The sequence below is a fragment of the Solimonas terrae genome (genome assembly GCF_011067135.1).
GTDB classification, from domain to species: domain Bacteria; phylum Pseudomonadota; class Gammaproteobacteria; order Nevskiales; family Nevskiaceae; genus Solimonas; species Solimonas terrae.
This window is the reverse complement of the sequence record NZ_JAAMOW010000006.1, coordinates 291117-307325: the sequence shown is the minus strand read 5'-3', so window position 1 is coordinate 307325 and position 16209 is coordinate 291117. Positions and strand designations below refer to the sequence as shown.

Annotated in this window: 15 protein-coding genes; 7 read left to right on the top strand and 8 right to left on the bottom strand. The window is 67.1% G+C overall.

Going from position 1 to position 16209, the window contains the following annotated elements; translation table 11 throughout:
* Window positions 1-84 precede the first annotated feature (84 nt).
* Entirely contained in the window at window positions 85-1977 is a 1893-nt protein-coding gene (locus G7Y85_RS13305) for a propionyl-CoA synthetase (protein WP_166257823.1), read from the top strand.
* A gap of 26 nt (window positions 1978-2003) precedes the next feature.
* Here the strand turns inward: G7Y85_RS13305 and G7Y85_RS13300 are convergent, their stop codons facing one another.
* Window positions 2004-2945, bottom strand: a complete 942-nt coding sequence (locus G7Y85_RS13300; protein ID WP_166257820.1) for an MBL fold metallo-hydrolase — start codon at window positions 2943-2945, stop codon at window positions 2004-2006.
* Between the two features lie 113 nt (window positions 2946-3058).
* Between G7Y85_RS13300 and G7Y85_RS13295 the strand changes: the two genes are divergently transcribed.
* From G7Y85_RS13295 to G7Y85_RS13280, 4 genes are all read left to right on the top strand, one after another.
* On the top strand, window positions 3059-3763 hold the full coding sequence (locus G7Y85_RS13295) for an SDR family NAD(P)-dependent oxidoreductase (protein WP_166257817.1): 705 nt from the start codon (window positions 3059-3061) through the stop codon (window positions 3761-3763).
* Window positions 3753-4178 carry a 6-carboxytetrahydropterin synthase gene (locus G7Y85_RS13290; protein WP_166257814.1) on the top strand — a complete coding sequence of 142 codons (426 nt, stop codon included), beginning with the start codon at window positions 3753-3755 and terminating at the stop codon, window positions 4176-4178. The genes G7Y85_RS13295 and G7Y85_RS13290 overlap by 11 nt, the downstream gene beginning before the upstream one ends.
* A 289-nt stretch (window positions 4179-4467) precedes the next feature.
* On the top strand, window positions 4468-4788 hold the full coding sequence (locus G7Y85_RS13285; RefSeq protein WP_166257811.1) for a 2Fe-2S iron-sulfur cluster-binding protein: 321 nt from the start codon (window positions 4468-4470) through the stop codon (window positions 4786-4788).
* 22 nt (window positions 4789-4810) lie between these two features.
* Window positions 4811-6112 carry a serine hydrolase domain-containing protein gene (locus tag G7Y85_RS13280; protein ID WP_166257808.1) on the top strand — a complete coding sequence of 434 codons (1302 nt, stop codon included), beginning with the start codon at window positions 4811-4813 and terminating at the stop codon, window positions 6110-6112.
* 81 nt (window positions 6113-6193) lie between these two features.
* Here G7Y85_RS13280 and G7Y85_RS20300 read toward each other — a convergent pair whose 3' ends face one another.
* The 5 genes from G7Y85_RS20300 to G7Y85_RS13255 all read right to left on the bottom strand — a co-directional run bounded on the left by G7Y85_RS20300 (window position 6194) and on the right by G7Y85_RS13255 (window position 11197).
* Entirely contained in the window at window positions 6194-7636 is a 1443-nt protein-coding gene (locus tag G7Y85_RS20300; RefSeq protein ID WP_241696160.1) for an OmpA family protein, read from the bottom strand.
* 203 nt (window positions 7637-7839) lie between these two features.
* Window positions 7840-8349: a hypothetical protein gene (locus tag G7Y85_RS13270; protein ID WP_206675572.1), complete on the bottom strand. Its 510-nt coding sequence runs from the start codon at window positions 8347-8349 to the stop codon at window positions 7840-7842.
* A complete protein-coding gene (locus G7Y85_RS13265) occupies window positions 8346-8861 on the bottom strand; it encodes a GFA family protein (protein WP_166257805.1) in 516 nt (171 codons plus the stop codon). The genes G7Y85_RS13270 and G7Y85_RS13265 overlap by 4 nt, the downstream gene beginning before the upstream one ends.
* Before the next feature lie 224 nt (window positions 8862-9085).
* Window positions 9086-9424 (bottom strand): DUF2834 domain-containing protein, encoded by a 339-nt coding sequence (locus G7Y85_RS13260; RefSeq protein ID WP_166257802.1) that lies wholly within the window; start codon window positions 9422-9424, stop codon window positions 9086-9088.
* Between the two features lie 273 nt (window positions 9425-9697).
* A complete protein-coding gene (locus G7Y85_RS13255; RefSeq protein ID WP_166257799.1) occupies window positions 9698-11197 on the bottom strand; it encodes a WS/DGAT/MGAT family O-acyltransferase in 1500 nt (499 codons plus the stop codon).
* A gap of 210 nt (window positions 11198-11407) precedes the next feature.
* On the opposite strand from G7Y85_RS13255, the gene G7Y85_RS13250 reads away from it, so the two are divergent.
* Complete coding sequence (locus G7Y85_RS13250) at window positions 11408-13333, top strand: DUF1302 domain-containing protein (RefSeq protein WP_166257796.1); 1926 nt, start codon at window positions 11408-11410, stop codon at window positions 13331-13333.
* Window positions 13334-13437: 104 nt separating this feature from the next.
* Window positions 13438-14424 (top strand): flavin reductase, encoded by a 987-nt coding sequence (locus tag G7Y85_RS13245; protein WP_166257793.1) that lies wholly within the window; start codon window positions 13438-13440, stop codon window positions 14422-14424.
* Window positions 14425-14643: 219 nt separating this feature from the next.
* On the opposite strand, the gene G7Y85_RS13240 is transcribed toward G7Y85_RS13245, so the two are convergent.
* The gene (locus G7Y85_RS13240) at window positions 14644-15348 is read right to left on the bottom strand and encodes an EthD domain-containing protein (protein ID WP_166257790.1); all 705 of its coding nucleotides are present in this window, start codon (window positions 15346-15348) and stop codon (window positions 14644-14646) included.
* 61 nt (window positions 15349-15409) lie between these two features.
* Complete coding sequence (locus G7Y85_RS13235; protein ID WP_166257787.1) at window positions 15410-16195, bottom strand: SDR family oxidoreductase; 786 nt, start codon at window positions 16193-16195, stop codon at window positions 15410-15412.
* Between the last annotated feature and the right edge of the window lie 14 nt (window positions 16196-16209).

The following is a 16209-nucleotide window of genomic DNA, read 5'->3' as shown; positions in this document are numbered from 1 at the left end:
AGGTCGCTGCGCGGGCTGCCGATACACTGAGGCCATCCGAAGAAGCTCCTGCCTGCGGGCGAGGACATCCGTGAGGAGTGCCGCATGAGTGCCTACGCCGAAACCTACCGCCGCTCGATCGCCGATCCGGAAGCCTTCTGGGCCGAACAGGCGGCGACGCTGCGCTGGTCGAAAAAATGGCAGCGGGTGCTTGACGCCGGCAGCTCGCCGTCGCGCCCGACCTGGCACTGGTTCGCCGGTGGCGAACTGAACACCTGCGACAACGCGCTCGACCGCTGGATCGACGAGGGCCGCGGCGAGCAGGCCGCGCTGATCTACGACAGCCCGCTGACCGGCACGCAGACCACGTTCAGCTATCGCCAGCTGCGCGATCGCGTCGCCCGGTTCGCCGGCGCCTTGCGCGCCAACGGCGTCGACACCGGCGACCGCGTCGTCATCTACATGCCGATGGTGCCGGAAGCGGCGATCGCGATGCTGGCCTGCGCGCGCATCGGCGCCGTGCACTCGGTGGTGTTCGGCGGCTTCGCCGCGCCGGAACTCGCCAAACGCATCGATGCCGCCGAGCCGGTGCTGATCGTGTCGGCGTCGTGCGGCATCGAGCCCGGCCGCATCGTCGAATACAAGCCCTTGCTCGATCAGGCGATCGAGCTGGCCACGCACAAGGTGCGGCGCACGATCATCCTGCAGCGTCCGCAAAGCCTCGCGGCGATGACGGCGGGTCGCGATGTCGACTGGCAGGACGCCGTCGCCGCCGCGCAACCGGCAGCGTGCGTGCCGGTCGCCGCCACCGATCCGCTGTACGTGCTGTATACCTCCGGCACCACGGGCAAGCCGAAAGGCGTGGTGCGCGACAACGGCGGTCATGCCGTGGCGATGCGCTACTCGATGGGCGCGGTCTACGACTGCGGTACCGGCGACGTGTTCTGGGCCGCCTCCGATGTCGGCTGGGTGGTCGGCCACTCGTACATCGTCTACGGCCCGCTGCTGGCCGGCTGCACGACCATCCTCTACGAAGGCAAGCCGGTCGGCACGCCGGACGCCGGCGCGTTCTGGCGCGTGATTTCGCAGCACAAGGTGAAAAGTTTCTTTACCGCACCGACCGCGTTTCGCGCGATCAAGAAGGAAGACCCGCGCGGCGAACTGCTGAAGCAGTACGACCTGTCGCAGTTCCGCACCTTGTACCTGGCCGGCGAACGCTGCGATCCGGACACCATCGACTGGGCGGCCGCACAGCTGCAGCGGCCGGTGATCGACAACTGGTGGCAGACCGAACTGGGCTGGCCGGCGATCGCCAATCCGCGCGGCATCGAAGCGCTGCCGGTGAAGGCCGGTTCGGCCAGCGTGCCGGTGCCCGGCTTCGATGTGCAGGTGCTCGACGCCGACGGCCAGGTCGCGGCGAAGGGCGAGATCGGCAATGTCGCGATCAAGCTGCCGTTGCCGCCGGGCACGCTGACGACGATGTGGAACAACGAGCAGGGCTACATCGACAACTACCTGACGCGCTATCCGGGCTACTACCTTGCCGGCGATGCCGGTTATGTCGACGACGACGGTTACTTCTGGGTGATGTCACGCATCGACGACATCATCAACGTCGCCGGTCATCGCCTGTCGACCGGCGCCATGGAAGAGGTGCTCGCCAGTCACCCGGACGTCGCCGAGTGCGCCGTGATCGGCGCTGCCGATGCGCTGAAAGGGCAGGTGCCGATCGGGCTGGTGGTGCTGAAGACCGGTGTCGGCAAGAGCCACGAGCAGATCGCCGGGGAACTGGTCGCGCGCATGCGCGAGCAGATCGGCGCCGTCGCCGCGCTCAAGCAGATCGCCGTCGTCGCACGCCTGCCGAAGACGCGTTCTGGCAAGGTCCTGCGCGCCACCATGCGCGCGATCGCCGACGGCAAGGACTACGCGATGCCGGCCACCATCGACGACCCGCAGGTGCTCGTCGAAATCGGCGCCGCGCTCCGCACGAAGCGCTGAACCCGGTGTTCGCGCCAGCGGCGCGATCAGGGTTTTGTTTCGATCGGCTGCCAGGCGTACTCGTCGCCGGCCTTGACGACATGGCCGATGCCCGGGAACGCGATGTGCGCGGCGGCAATCCACTCGCCGCTGCGGGCGGCGTCGGCGAGCACTTTCTCGCGTTGCGCTTCGGCTGCGGTCGGCGTGGTGTCGTACTGGATCGTCACTTTCGGATCGGCGAACTGCACGGCGGCGACGTGCAGCAGATCCCCCCAGACCAGCAGCGTCTTACCCTCGCTTTCGATCCGGTAGCTGCTGTGGCCGGCGGTGTGCCCCCTGGTGTCGACGGCGGTGATGCCGGGGTCCAGCGTCGCGCCGGCGGCGAACGGCTGCAGATGTCCTGCGGCGCGGTATGGCGCGAGTGCCGCCCTGGCGTCGGCGGACGCGGTTTTCGCGTCGTCGACCCAGAACTTCAGTTCGGCCGCCGACATCCGCAGCACGGCATTCGGAAACACCATCCTGCCGTCATGCGTGAGCCCGCCGAAATGATCCGGATGCAGATGCGTGATCAGGATCTCGTCGATCTGTGCGGGGTCGTAGCCGGCCGCGCGCAGATGTTCGAGCAGCTTGCCGGTCGTCGGTCCCATCGCGCCGCCGCTGCCGGTGTCGATCAGCACGCGCTTGCTGCCGGTATCGATCAGGAAGCCGTTGATCGAGGTCGGCACGGTGTCGCCGTAACCGGCGGCGCCGAGCAGTTGCTTGACGATGCCCGGCTGGTCCTCGATCAGCAGTTTCGGCGCCGGCATGTCGAAGCTGCCGTCGGCGAGCGCGGTGACCGTGAACTTGCCGAGCGGCAGGCGATAGAAGCCGGCCGCGGCCATGCTCGGCGCCTGCGTCCGAATCGCGGTCGGGCCTGCAGCGACGGTCGTCGCGCCACACAGGGCCAGCACGGCAGCGGCAAGGGCGAGGGAAAGGTGCGAGCGATGCATGGCGACCTCGTGGTTGGGGAAGAGGTCCGGAATGTTCGGCGATCGTGTAAGCGGCGTCGAGCCCTCCCGCGTCTGCATGACGACCTGCGCGGCGACCGTGCGACAATCCCGGCATGGATGGCAAACAGACATCGGTGTTCATCACCGGCGGCGGCTCCGGACTGGGTGCCGCGGTCGCGCGTGAACTGGCACGCGAAGGCCGGCGCGTCGGTCTCTGCGGCCGGCGCGCGGCGCCGCTCGAAAGCCTGGCCCGCGAACTTCGCGACGACGGTGCGCGCGTCGAAACCTATGCGCTCGATGTCAGCGACGCGCCGCAGCTGGAAGGCGCGCTGCGTGACTTCGCCCCCGATGCGCTGGTCTGCAGCGCCGCCATACTCGGCCGCGGCGCGATCTGGGACGAGCTGACGCCCGAGCGCTTTGCCGAGGTGATGGCGATCAACGTCGGCGGCACCTTCAACGCCTGCCGCGCCGCGATGCGCCAGTGGCGCGAAGCCGGCACGCCCGGCGACATCGTCAACGTGTCCTCGCTCGGCGGGCTGCGCGGCATGCAGCGCTTCAGCGGCTTCGGTGCGTATGCCACGTCCAAGCACGCGGTCGTCGGCCTCACCGAAGCCCTGGCGCTGGAAGGCAAGCCGTACGGCATTCGTGTCAATGCCATCGCGCCGGGCACGATGAAGACGGCGATGATCGAAGCGCTCGGCGTGGAAGCACGCACGCTGCCCGGCGACATCGCGCCGACCGTTTCCTTTCTGCTCGATCGCAAGCGCTCGGCGCCGATCACCGGCACCATCGTCGAGGTGCATTGCAATGACGACTGACAAACATCCCGTGGTCTATCTGACGCGGCGCGAGAGCTTCGCGGCCGCGCATCGCCTGTGGTCGGACGAACTCAGCGCAGAACAGAACCACGCGCTGTTCGGTCCCTGCGCACGCGAACACGGACACGGCCACAACTACGTGCTGGAACTGACGCTGCGCGGCGGCATCGATCCGAAGACCGGCGTGGTCGTCAACATCACCGAAATGCGCGACGCGATCCAGGAGCTGATCCTCGACCAGGTCGATCATCGCCATCTGAATCTCGACTCGCCGCTGTGCCGCGGCCTCAATCCGACCGTCGAGAATCTCGCCGTGCTGTTCTGGAACACCCTGCAGCCGCGCTTCGGCGCGCTGATGCACGAGCTGACGCTGCACGAGACCGACAAGAACTGGGCGAGCTACCGCGGCGAGTGAGGCGGCCGTATCGCATGATCGCCCGGCCGTCGGCTTGCTGCTCCGCAGCGCGTCCGGCGCTGCCGGGTTCGACCGCGGGCGGAGCGGCACCGGCCGGACCCTTACTGCATATGGCCGAAGTGACTGTGCGATCATTGGCGCCACACTGTTCCGCCGGAAGCGCGCAGCAGCTTCGTCGCGTAACCGCCCTCGTCTGCCTTCAGGCGCCGCCGGTCCGATATCGGACGCCGGGCGCCGGGCTGTACGCCACGATGTCCTGACCGCCGTCCGATACGGCTCTTTTACGAACATGCCCAAGATTGTCTTCATCCAGCCCGACGGCAGCAGCCAGACCGTCGAAGCGCCCGTCGGCCAGTCGCTGATGGAAGCGGCCACCAACAACTTCGTGCGCGGCATCGTCGGCGAATGCGGCGGTTCATGCTCCTGCGCGACCTGCCACCTGTACATCGACGAGGCCTGGTACGCGAAGCTGCCGCCGCGTGATGAAATGGAAGAAGCGATGATCGAGGGCGCGATCGATCCCGGCCCGACCAGCCGCCTCGGCTGCCAGGTACTGGTCAAGGACGAACTCGACGGCATCGTCGCGCACGTGCCCAAGGCGCAGTTCTGAACTCCTGCACGGACATCACGTCATGCAACTGAGCCTGCCGCGCGTGCCGCTTGCCGCGCCTGCGCTGGACGCCGTCGGCCGCTGTCTGTGGACCAGCGTGCGGGTGCCGGATGACCTCACCGCCGTGACGCGCGTCGATCGCGCCGCGGAAGTCGATCCGCGCGAGGCCGACATGAGCGTCGCCGGCCGCGAACGGATCTGGGCCGCGGTCGAACACCTTTTCCGCGGTGGCGTGCATCCCGCGATCACGATGGAAATCCGCCGGCGCGGCAAGATCGTGCTCAAGCGCTCGATCGGCTGTGTGCACGGCAACCTGCCGGGCGACACCGAAACGCCGGTGGTGATCACGCCGGATTCGCCGGTCAGCCTGTTCTCGGCGTCCAAATCGATTTCCTCGCTGCTGATCCACAAGCTCGTCGACGACGGTGTGCTGTCGCTCGACGATCGCGTTGTCGACTACATTCCGGAGTTCGCCCCGCACGGCAAGGACCGCATCACGATCCGCGGTCTGCTCGCGCATCGCGCCGGCATCCCCGACGTGCCGCACGTCGAGCCGACGCCGCAACTGCTGCACGAGTGGGACCGCATCATCGAACTGCTGTGCGCCGCCAAGCCCTTCGATCCGGATTTCAGCAAGCAGGCCTATCACGCGCTGACGGCCGGTTTCATCATCGGCGAAATCGTGCGTCGCGCCAGCGGCCGCGAACTGCCGGACGTGCTGCATGACTGGATCGCCAGGCCGCTGAAGCTGCGCTACATGACCTTCGGCCTGGCGCCCGAGCTGCGCCATCTGGCGCCGGTCAATGCCCGCACCGGACCCCGGCCGTTCTGGCCGGCCAACCAGTACATCAAGCGCGTGGTCGGCGTGCCGATGCAGGCCGCCGTGCGCGCGTCCAACGACGAGGCCTTCCTGTCGCAGGTCGTGCCGGCCGGCAACATCTACGCGAGCGCCGACGACAGCTGTCGCGTGTTCCAGATGCTGCTCAACGGCGGCGAACTCGACGGCGTGCGCATCTTCAAGCCGGAAACCGTGGCGGACGCGATCCGGCCCGTCGGGCCGTTGCAGCTCGATCGCAAACTTCTGCTGCCGATGCGCTACTCGCCGGGTTTCATGCTCGGCCAGAACCCGGTCGGCCTGTACGGCCCGGGCTCCGGCGCCGCGTTCGGCCACCTCGGCTTTCTGACCGTCCTGTGCTGGGCCGATCCGGCGCGCGATATCTCCGTGTCGCTGCTCAACACCGGCAAGGCGCTCGCGCCGGCCGCATTCACGCGCATCATCGGCGTGCTGCTGGCCGTTGCCGACGCCTGTCCGCGCGTCGCCTGACCGTTTCCGACGCGCAATGAAAAACGCCGATGGTCGCAAGACCATCGGCGTTCGTGAACCGCGGCTGCGGTTCGGACTTGCTTACTGTCCGCCGTTGTCCGGCGCCACGTCCGTGGCCGGGGCCTCGGTCGTGTCGGCCGCCGGGGCACTGGTGTCGGCCGGGACGTCGGTCATGTCAGCCGGTGCGCCGCTGTCGGCCGGCGCGGCGTCGGTGGCCGGTGCCGTCGTGTCGTCGACCGGCGCCAGATCCGGTGCCGCGCTGCTGTCGGCCGGCGCGCTGCCAGCGTCGACAGTTCCGGAATCGACTGGCGCCACCGAAACCGGGTCGGTCGCGTCGGTCACCTTCAACTCGACGCGACGATTGAGCTCGCGGCCCTCGTCGGTGTTGTTGTCGGCGACCGGCGAGGCCTCGCCGAAGCCGGCCGTGGTGATGCGATCGTCGGCAATGCCGCGGCCGACCAGATAGTCCTTGACCGATACCGCGCGGTGCTGGGACAGGTTCTGGTTGTAGGCGTCGCTGCCCTTGCTGTCGGTGTAGCCGTCCAGTTCGATCTTGATGTCGGCGCGCTTCTGCAGCGCGTCGGCCACCTGATCAAGCAGGGTCTTGGCATTGACCGTCAGCCGCGACTTGTCGAACTCGAAGTTGACGCCGCGCAGCACCAGCGTGTCGCCCAGCTTGCAACCGTCGAAGTTCGGCGCCGTGCCGTCCGTCGGCACCACGCAAGGCGGCGGCGGTGGCGGTGGCGGCGGCGGTGCCTGCACGACCGGCACCACGGCGACCGGTTCCGGCGGCGGCGGTGGCGGCGGCGCTTCTTCGCCACCGAACGAATAGCGCAGTCCGAACTGCACCGAATTCGAGCGGTAGCGCGCGCGCGAGTAGGTCGTCGGATCGTCGTCCAGCAGATTGAAATGACCGCGATCGGTCTGCAGGAAACGGTAATCCAGCGACGCGGTGATGTGCTTGGTGAAGTCGAACGCGAAACCGGCACCGGCCTGCCACGCGAACATGACGTCGAACTGGCTGCGCAGCTCGTTCGTGTTGTAGCGGCCGTCGTTCAGCGCAACACGCGCCGCACCGGCGCCGGCGCCGATGTACGGATGGATCTGCGACGAGATCGGCAGCTGATACCAGAGGTTGAGCATCGCGGTGTCGACCATGCCGTAGCCGCTGACATCGGTGGTGTCGACCGTCCGGGTGCTCAACAGCGTCGGTGTGGTCAGTTCCAGGCGCTGGAACGAATTGCGGCGATGCGTGATCGACAGTTCCGGGCGGAAGCCGTCGTCGAAGCTGTAGCCCGCCGTCAGGCCGCCGAGCCAGCCGTTCGAATATTCGACCGTGCCGTAACGGCTGCCGTCGGCCGTGCGCGGGAAGCCGTAGGCATACAGGCTCTGGTTGTCGACCAGATTGAGGCCGCCTTCCAGGCCGATGTACGGGCCGGCACCGGCGTGCGCTGCGAGCGGGCACGCGCCAGCCGCGGCGAGCAGCAGAAACCGACCCAGCGGTTTGTGCGGGGTAAGTGACATGTCTCCCTCCTTACGTGAAATTGTTGTGCCCCGAGCGGCAGGGGTCGTGCGCAAAGCGGCGCTAGCATAAAGAAACTTGCCGACGCTCGCGCGTGCCAACGCACGAATGCGGCGCTCACGGCCCTCGTCGGTTCCACCTCGACGCCCTGCCGGATGTTGCCGTGACGCGCTTTGCGTCGTCGCAGCGCGACGGCGGCATGACTTCAGTCATGGAATTTCGCGAGCCGTCTGCGGGCCGCCCGCAGCAGCGCCCGCGAATACAGCTTGTGGAAGCCGAGCAGCGCGGCAAAGGTCGGCCCGAGGCCGCTACGCCCGGCGCGTGAGCGGCCGGGCACCACGGCCGAGCCGAAGTACAGCCGGGTCGTGCCGCCCTGCGGCCGCACCATCAGCCAGGACTTCGTGCGTCCGGCGGCCAGCAGCAATTGATCGGGGCTGCGCGCCTCGACTTGCCAGGCGGCAAAGCGATTGCGCTCCGCCCTCGCGAGCGCCCGGGCTTCGTCGTCGCTGGACGGTGCCGCCGCGAGCCAGCGCAGCAGCCGGCGTTCCAGCTTGAACAGCGCGGTCGTATAGAAAGCCTCGACGTATTCGGCCTGCGAGATCGTGCCGGGTATCCGTGTCGTGTAGCAGTCCGTGTAATGGCCTTGCCGGCGGCAGGCATCGAGCAGCGAAGCCTGCGGGACCTCGCACACCGAGATCGCGGCGGCGGTGCTCATCGTGTCAGGGATGCCTGATAGGCCTCGAGCGCCGGCAGGAACGCCCGCCGCCGCGCTAGGCTTTCCTGCGGCCAGTACTGTTCGCGATCGTAGTATTCGGGAACGCTCGGCACCTGCGGCGGCAGGATCACCCAGGGCTGCTTGGATTGCGTGAAGATATGGATGTCCGGCTGCAGCGCATCCGGTTGGTCGAGCGTGCCGACGCGGACGAAGCGAATCAGCGGCCCGCCGCCCGCGTAGTGGCTCCAGACCGCGACGCGACAGCTCGGACAGCGCGCGATGTCCTGCCCCTTGCCGCTGTTCGACGGCGTGTGCACCACTTCCGGTGCCACGCCGAGATTCGTCACCCGGTCCGCCTCGATCATCGCGTTCAGCGCAAACGAAGCGCCGGACTCGCGCTGGCACCAGCGGCAGTGACAACAGTGCACGAACAAGGGGGCGCTCTCCATGCGGTAGCGCACGGCCTTGCAGTCACAACCGCCTTCGAGCGGAAAGCCGGACTCGGTGCTCATGTGGCAAAACCCTCCGGATCGATGCAGGACAATGAACGATGGTCCGCTGGCTTGACGGGGGACACTGCGCCCGTTCGGGAACGTGCGGCGGATCATGATCCCATCCGCCCCGGCCCGCCATCAATCGATCGCGGTCGTGGCAATCCGGGGCGATGTCTGCAGGGCGCTGTTGCCGGGTTGCGTCGACGTCCGCGCCGGTGTCGCCATGACCTCGTCGGCCCGTTCTAGGCCCGACGGCCGCCGCCGCGCTCCTGCCCGAGCCGCATGAGCAGGTAAACCGACAGGCCCGCGGCCACACCCGGAACCACGCCGAGTACCAGCGCGATCCAGCCGTGGCGAATGCCCTTCGCCCTGGCTTCGAACGAGACCCACACCGCCAGCAGGCACCAGCACGCCACCGTGTCGAGCGAATACCCCGAAGCAAACGGATTGACGAAACCCGCCGCAAAGGCGCCGATCACGTCCGGATCATGAACCAGCGGCGGCACCACGATCACGAAAAACGCCAGCGTGAACAGCGCGCCGATGACGGCGACCAAAGCGCGGAAAAGTGCAGTGCTCATGATGTTCAATTCCTGCGGAAGCTACGAGCGTGACGATCGAGGGCGCATCACGGCGCCGATGACGCGCGACGCGGCATCATCCCAGAATGCAAGCGATGATCGGACATCGTGCGCTCACGCGCTGAAGCCAGAGCGCGCACGTCTTGACACGGGGCTCGACAGGCTCGAAAACGAAACCCTTTCATCCTTGCTGTCTCGGCCACCGGCCCATTCGCGGCGTTTCGCGGTGAGGTGCCCGGGCGTCCGGTCGCCAGATCGCGGGTCGTGCCGAAATCATGTCGATCGCGCTTTTCGCCTGGTCGCCTTTCTGGCGGTTCGAGCGGGTGCGCCCGGGCTCCCGGGGCGTGATGCGTTCGCTTTCCCGCGCGTCGCGGCCGTGGCCGACGCGGCAATGCCGGCTGCGCGCTCCAGTTCTTCCAGCGATTCGATCGAGTAGACGGCGAGGCGTTGCAGCGAGGGCAGGGCGTCGCGGCAGCCGGTGAAGCCGAGCGCGAGCTTGTCGTGATAGCCGACGATGGTGACGTTGAGGGCGTAGCCGTCGAACAGCACCGAGATCGGGTACATCGCCTCGAGTTCGGCGCCGGCGATGTAGAGCGGCTCCTTCGATGCGACGACGTTGGACACGACGAAGTTGAAGATCGGCGGCAGGTGCGAGAGCACGCGGCCGAGCTGGCCGAGAATCAGCGGCGACAGGCCCAGCAGCGTGAACTGGCCGAGCGCCTCCGGCGACATGCTCTTGAGCTGCTCCTTGGTGCGCTGGGTGACGGCGCGCACCACGCGCAGGCGCGCCAGCGGATCTTCGTGCTGGGTTTCCAGCGGCACGACGAAACCGGCGACGGCATTGCCGGGCTTGCCGTCGGCGCGTGGCAGGCCGACCGGCACCGAGGCGATCAGCGCGGTCTTCGGCAGGCCGCCGAGTTCGAGCAGGTAGCGACGCACGGCGCCGGCGATCAAGGCCAGCGAGACATCGTTGACGGTGGTGCCGGTGCTCGCGCTGAGCGCCTTGATGCGGCTCAGTTCGAACAGCTGCGTGGCGAGCCGGCGCTGCGGCGTGATCGCGACATTGAGCGGCGTGGCCGGCGTCGCGAACGCGGAGAGGATGCCGCCCTCCGGGTTGTCGCGCTTGCGCGCCATGCGGCGCAGGGTGCCGGCCAGCTCGCCGGCTGCGCGGGTCTGCGTGCGCACGCTGGCCAGTGTTTTGCGGAAGCGGCTCGCGGCGGCCTTGCGGTCGGCTTCGTCGGCGGCATCATGCTCCTGCGGCGGCAATGCCCACAGCGCGGGTGGATCGAGCAGGCTCGGGTCCTTGCTCAGCCAGCGGCGCACGAACTTGAGCGCGCCCATGCCGTCGACGGCGCTGTGGTGGACCTTGAAGAAGAACGCGAAGCGACGGTTCTCCAGGCCTTCGATCAGCGTGATCTCCCAGGGTGGACGATGCAGGTCCAGCGGGTGTGAATGCAGCCGCGCGACCAGCACGCCGAGTTCGCGCTCGCCGCCGGGATACGGCAGCGCGGCGTGGCGCAGGTGGTAGTCGATGTCGATGTTGGTCGCCGTTTCCCAGGCCGGCGACAGCTTGGGCATGCGCTTGGGCACCAGGCGCTGGTTGAACGGCGCGGTGGTCGGCAGTTGCGCGCGCTGCTGCGCGAACAGGGCGCGCAGGAAATCGGGCGGTGCATTGTCGGGCAGACGGAACGTCAGCAGGCCGCCGACGTGCATCGGCGTGCGCGGCGATTCCATCTGCAGGAACGCGGCATCGATCGGATTCAGGTGCTGCATGACATCCCCCGTTCTGTTTGTCGTTCGCTCTGTCATCGGCGATTCCGTCTGCGCAGAAATCGCGCATTGCCGTGATGATGCGCGAGCGCCATGCGAGTTGGCTAATCATTTCGGGTGAGGCTCCAGCGACGCTCTGCCCATACGTTAGCGAAGTGGGTACCTAGAAGATTCTTGGGAGGAGCGCCGATGCCAAATCGGGCCGGGAGAACGATGAAGAAAATGACTGCGCGCCATCTGGCGGGAGGACTTTGTGCGATGGCGGCGGCGGTGGCCTTGCAGGCCCGCGCCGGTTCGTTCGAGATCAGCGATGACACCTCGCTGGATTTCAAGGCGACCGCAAACTACGGCCTCGCGATCCGCACCCGCGACCCGGACCAGCGGCTGATCAATGCACCGGTCGAGGAGTTCCAGTCCTACCTGTTTCCGGATACGCCGCCCGACCAGCCGACGCAGGTGTTCCGCTTCGAGCGTCAGGGCCTGTCGCAGTCGATCAACTCGGATGACGGCGATCGCAACTTCAAGAAGGGCGCACTGATCCACAACCGTCTCAGCATCTACGGCGAGCTGCAGCTGCATCACCAGGATTTCGGTGCGGTGCTCAGCGGCTCGGCGTTCTACGACGATGTCTATCATCACCAGAACGACAACGATGCGCCGAACACCGTGAACAAGCTCGGCCCGGACGGCATGACCACGCCGGACCCGGATTACCGCAAGTTCACCAGCGAGACACGCTTCCGTGACGGCCAGCGTGCGCGCCTGCTCGAGGCCTACATCTACGGCACCTGGTATGTCGGCGACGAAGGCAGCATCAACCTGCGTCTCGGCCAGCAGCTCGTGGCCTGGGGCGAAAGCCTGTTCCTGTCCGGCGTCGCCAGCGCGCAGAGCCAGGCCGATGCCACCAAGGCCTTCGTGCCCGGCACGGAAATCAAGGACATCCTGCTGCCGACCAATCAGGTCGCGCTGAACGCGGCGATCACCAATGACATCACGGTGCTCGGCTACTACAAGCTCGATTTCCGGCCGAACGAAATCTTCCCGGTGGGCGACTACTTCTCGCCGGCGGATGTCGTCGGTCCGGGCGCGCGCTTCGTCTACGGTTCGGCCAATCCGCTGTACGGCGGTCCGGGCAGCTGCCAGGGCCTGCTGACCAACTTCCATATCGGCAGCGTCTCGACACCGGCGACGCCGGCGCTCGAGAACACGGTCTGCAACGTGATCCTCGCACCGGTCGGCGCCCTGACCGATGCGCCGCCGTACATCTACACGTACCGCGGCAAGGACATCAATCCGAGCACCTACGGACAATGGGGCGTGGGCCTCAAGTATCAGCTCACGTCAATCACCAACGTCGCGCTCTACCATCTGCGCTACAACGATCCGAACCCGTCCGTGCGCCTGAACGTCGGCTACGCGCCGTTCGGCTATGTTGCGGGTCAGCCGGTCACGACGCAGATCATCAATCAGCTGGTGCCGGTCACCTACAACGTCGAGTACTTCGGCGGCATCGATCTGACCTCGCTGGCGTACACGACGGTGATCGGCGGCATCAACGTCGCCGGCGAGTTCAACTATCGCCATGGCGCGTCGACGCCGATCGAGACGGTGATCTCGGGGCACCTGAGCCCCGTCTACACGCGCGGCAACATCAGCCAGGTGCTGATGTCGGGCCTGTACGTCACCAATCCGCGTCTGTTCTTCGACGATCTCGCAGTCGTCGGTGAAGTCGGCTACCTGCACGTGAATGGCGTCGAGCACGTCGATTCGTCGCCGGGCATCGAAGTCGTCGACAACGGCGACAAGCTGTTCTACAACCGCAACTCCTACGGCGGCAACCTGCTGATGATTCCGACGGCGCACAACATCCTGCCGGCCTGGGATCTGAGCATGCCGGTGACCTTCGCGTACCTGAAGGGCAACCCGGCCATGGCGGGTGCGTTCGGCGCGCTGTACGGCGACGGCGACATGCGCGCCAGCCTCGGCATCAGCATGACCTATCTGGAGAACACCGAGATCGGCGTCAGCTACAACTGGTTCTTCGGCAATCCGGCCAAGACCATCAAGGACAGCACGCTGGCCGCCAACCCGTATGCGGACCGTGACTACGCGACGCTCAACGTCAAATACAACTTCTAGTTCCCGATTAGCCCGGCGCAGGTGCGTCGGGTCTGGTCTGCGCGGTAGGCCTCCTCCCGCCGCGCAGACGCTTTTCGCGGCAACGATTTGCAAACGGTAGATCGATGACGGCCCAGGCTTTTGACCCGACGGAATTCCGCAAGGCGCTCGGCACGTTCGCGACCGGTGTCACCATCATCACCGCGCGCGCGGCCGACGGGACGCCGATCGGTCTCACCGCCAACAGTTTCAACTCGGTTTCGCTAACGCCGCCGCTGGTGCTGTGGAGCCTTGCCAACACCTCCGCCAGCCTCGATGTGTTCCGCGCCGCCGAGTACTGGGCGGTGCATGTGCTGGCCACCGATCAGGAAGAACTGTCGGCGCGCTTCGCCAGGCGCGGCATCGACAAGTTCGCCGGTCTCGACATCGAAACCGGGCACGGCAACACGCCCCTGCTGCGCGGCTGTACCGCGCGCTTCCAGTGCCGCACGGCGTTCCAGTACGAGGGCGGCGATCATCAGATCTTCGTCGGCGAAGTGCTGGGCTTCGATCGCGCCGAAAGCGCCCCGCTGGTGTTCCACGGCGGCCGTTACGCACACGCGACGCGCCGCGATGCGCCCGACGTGAAACCGCGCGCCGCGCATCTGGCCGGCAGTTTCTCGGAAGACTTTCTCGGCTACCTGCTCGGCCGCAGCCACTTCCGCTTCTTTGCCGAGCTGCGCGACGCGCTCGACGCCGAAGGCATCAACGACATGGAGTTCTACGTCCTGTCGACGCTGACCCTGAAGCCGGTGCTGACCGCGCAGGAACTCGCCGAAGGCATGGCCGGCGTGCTGGACGACCGCCGCAAGCAGGCGCTCGATTCGCTGGTCGCGCGCACGCTCGCCGCGGCCCGCAATCGCGACGGCGTCGCCTACGAGCTGACCGAGCACGGCCGCGATGTCGCGCTGCGCCTGATCTCGCGCGCCAAGGCGCTGGAGTCGCAGGTGCTCGAACGTCTGGGCCCGGACGCGCCGGTGCTGAAGTCGCTGCTCAATCGCCTGCTCGCCGAGATCGATCCGACCGCCGCCGCGATCTGGCAGGACCCGGCCGCCCAGAGAGCCGCCGAATAAGTCCGTCATCGCGGGGCCGCCAGCGGCCGCGGCGATCCGGATGCACCGTTTGCGCAGGGAGGCCGCCGGATTGCATCGTCGCCTTCGGCTTTCTGCCGTGACGAAGCCGGTCCTTGTTCAGACCGTCACCGGTCTGGCTGCTTCAGTCCCGGTGCTCGCGGCGCCGCAAGCGCCGGCAGCGAAATATCGGCTGCTGCACGCAGTCGGAAAGACGGATTCTCAGAACATCTGATACTGGCTGGTCGGCAGCACGTCGATCGAGTCCATGTCGATGAAGCGATGCACGCTTTCCATCATCCGGTCGAGATTGCGTTTGAACTTCGCTTCGTCGCCGACCGCATCGAAGAACACGTAAGGATCGTTCATCGCTTCCGGCGGGAAGCATTCCTCGACGAAGGCCTCCAGCGCCGGCGCGCGGTCGCGCAGTGGCTGCACGACGACGTTCTGGATGTACTCGAAGTTCGACTGCGTCTCGATGCCGACGATGGTGTGCGTGTTGTGCCAGACGTCCAGCCATTGCGCATGGCTGAGGCGCGCCGGCCGACGCAGGATCGCCATTTGCGCGAAGCCGTAGGTGCGCAGGCCGGGCGTCGGCGGATGTGCGCGATTGACGATGGCCGCCGATTCGGTGACCAGGTAGCCGGCGTAGCTGGCGACATTGGCGCGGATCGCTGCGTCGATGTCCTGACGCAGGAAGCCGATCGCGCTGTCCACCCAGACCTGCGCAAAGGCGTCCGGCTGCACATTGAACGCCTTCTGGCGCAGGCCGGCCGCCGCGCCGACGTCGGCGTCGTCGAGATTGAGACGCACGCTGCGCGCGCCGGCCCGCTGCAGTGCCGGCGCCAGCTGTTCACGGAGCTGCGCGGCATGGGCCGCCCGGTCTTGCTGCGGATCGCGCCACAGCAGATAGATGATCTTTTCCATGCTGCCTGTATATCGCATCGCCGCCGCGGCCGGAGTGGCCGCGGCGGCATACGGCGGAAAATCAGGGCATGAACGCGCCGCCGTTGGCGTCGAGCGCCGCGCCGGTGACCGCCGCCGCGTAGTCGGACACCATGAACAGCGCCGCCTTGGCGCAGTCGTCGTCGGTGGGAATGTGGCCGAGCGGAATGTCGGCGGCGATCTGCGCCTTCAGCGTCTCGACCGGGATCTTGTGTTCCTGCGCCTGCCAGTTGACGTAGCCCTCGACCGGCGCGCCCCACATCCAGCCCATGTGCACGGAATTGACGCGGATGCCCTTGGGGCCGAGTTCCTTGGCCAGCCATTTCACCGAATTGCCGAGCGCCGCCTTCGAGGCCGCGTAACCGGCTTCGCCGAGCGGCGGAATCTTGCGCGCGGCCATGGTGTTGATCATGACGATCGCACCGCCGCGGCCGATGTGCGGCACGGTCGCCTGTGTCAGGCGCAGGGTGCCGAGCAGATTGGTTTCCAGCGTGTCGCGCCAGCTGTCGAGATTCGCGGTCGAGGCGTAATCCATGTCGCCGTGCACGAAGGCGCTGTTGACGAGCGCGTCGACCTTGCCGAAGCGCTTCGCCGCCGCTGCCGCCAGCGCGTCGCACTGCTCCCGGCTGGTGATGTCGCAGGTCTGCTTGAGAATCTCGGTCTTGCCCCCCAGCGCCTTGATGCGTGCCTCGGCATCGTCGAGCTTGTCCTGCGAACGCGCCGCGACGACGACGCCCTTGGCGCCCTCGCGTGCCGCTTCGACCGCAAGCTTCACACCCAGGCCCGGGCCGATGCCGGAAACGATGACGATCTTGTCCTTCAGCAACATGGATGACTCCTCGG

Bases quoted from the DNA above. Each gene is read 5' to 3' on its own strand.
- G7Y85_RS20300 (WP_241696160.1), bottom strand. From the start codon at position 7,636: ATGTCACTTACCCCGCACAAACCGCTGGGTCGGTTTCTGCTGCTCGCC.
- G7Y85_RS13235 (WP_166257787.1), bottom strand. From the start codon at position 16,195: ATGTTGCTGAAGGACAAGATCGTCATCGTTTCCGGCATCGGCCCGGGC.
- G7Y85_RS13270 (WP_206675572.1), bottom strand. From the start codon at position 8,349: ATGAGCACCGCCGCCGCGATCTCGGTGTGCGAGGTCCCGCAGGCTTCG.
- G7Y85_RS13240 (WP_166257790.1), bottom strand. From the start codon at position 15,348: ATGGAAAAGATCATCTATCTGCTGTGGCGCGATCCGCAGCAAGACCGG.
- G7Y85_RS13250 (WP_166257796.1), top strand. From the start codon at position 11,408: ATGAAGAAAATGACTGCGCGCCATCTGGCGGGAGGACTTTGTGCGATG.
- G7Y85_RS13295 (WP_166257817.1), top strand. From the start codon at position 3,059: ATGGATGGCAAACAGACATCGGTGTTCATCACCGGCGGCGGCTCCGGA.
- G7Y85_RS13245 (WP_166257793.1), top strand. From the start codon at position 13,438: ATGACGGCCCAGGCTTTTGACCCGACGGAATTCCGCAAGGCGCTCGGC.
- G7Y85_RS13280 (WP_166257808.1), top strand. From the start codon at position 4,811: ATGCAACTGAGCCTGCCGCGCGTGCCGCTTGCCGCGCCTGCGCTGGAC.
- G7Y85_RS13265 (WP_166257805.1), bottom strand. From the start codon at position 8,861: ATGAGCACCGAGTCCGGCTTTCCGCTCGAAGGCGGTTGTGACTGCAAG.
- G7Y85_RS13300 (WP_166257820.1), bottom strand. From the start codon at position 2,945: ATGCATCGCTCGCACCTTTCCCTCGCCCTTGCCGCTGCCGTGCTGGCC.
- G7Y85_RS13255 (WP_166257799.1), bottom strand. From the start codon at position 11,197: ATGCAGCACCTGAATCCGATCGATGCCGCGTTCCTGCAGATGGAATCG.
- G7Y85_RS13285 (WP_166257811.1), top strand. From the start codon at position 4,468: ATGCCCAAGATTGTCTTCATCCAGCCCGACGGCAGCAGCCAGACCGTC.
- G7Y85_RS13305 (WP_166257823.1), top strand. From the start codon at position 85: ATGAGTGCCTACGCCGAAACCTACCGCCGCTCGATCGCCGATCCGGAA.
- G7Y85_RS13260 (WP_166257802.1), bottom strand. From the start codon at position 9,424: ATGAGCACTGCACTTTTCCGCGCTTTGGTCGCCGTCATCGGCGCGCTG.
- G7Y85_RS13290 (WP_166257814.1), top strand. From the start codon at position 3,753: ATGACGACTGACAAACATCCCGTGGTCTATCTGACGCGGCGCGAGAGC.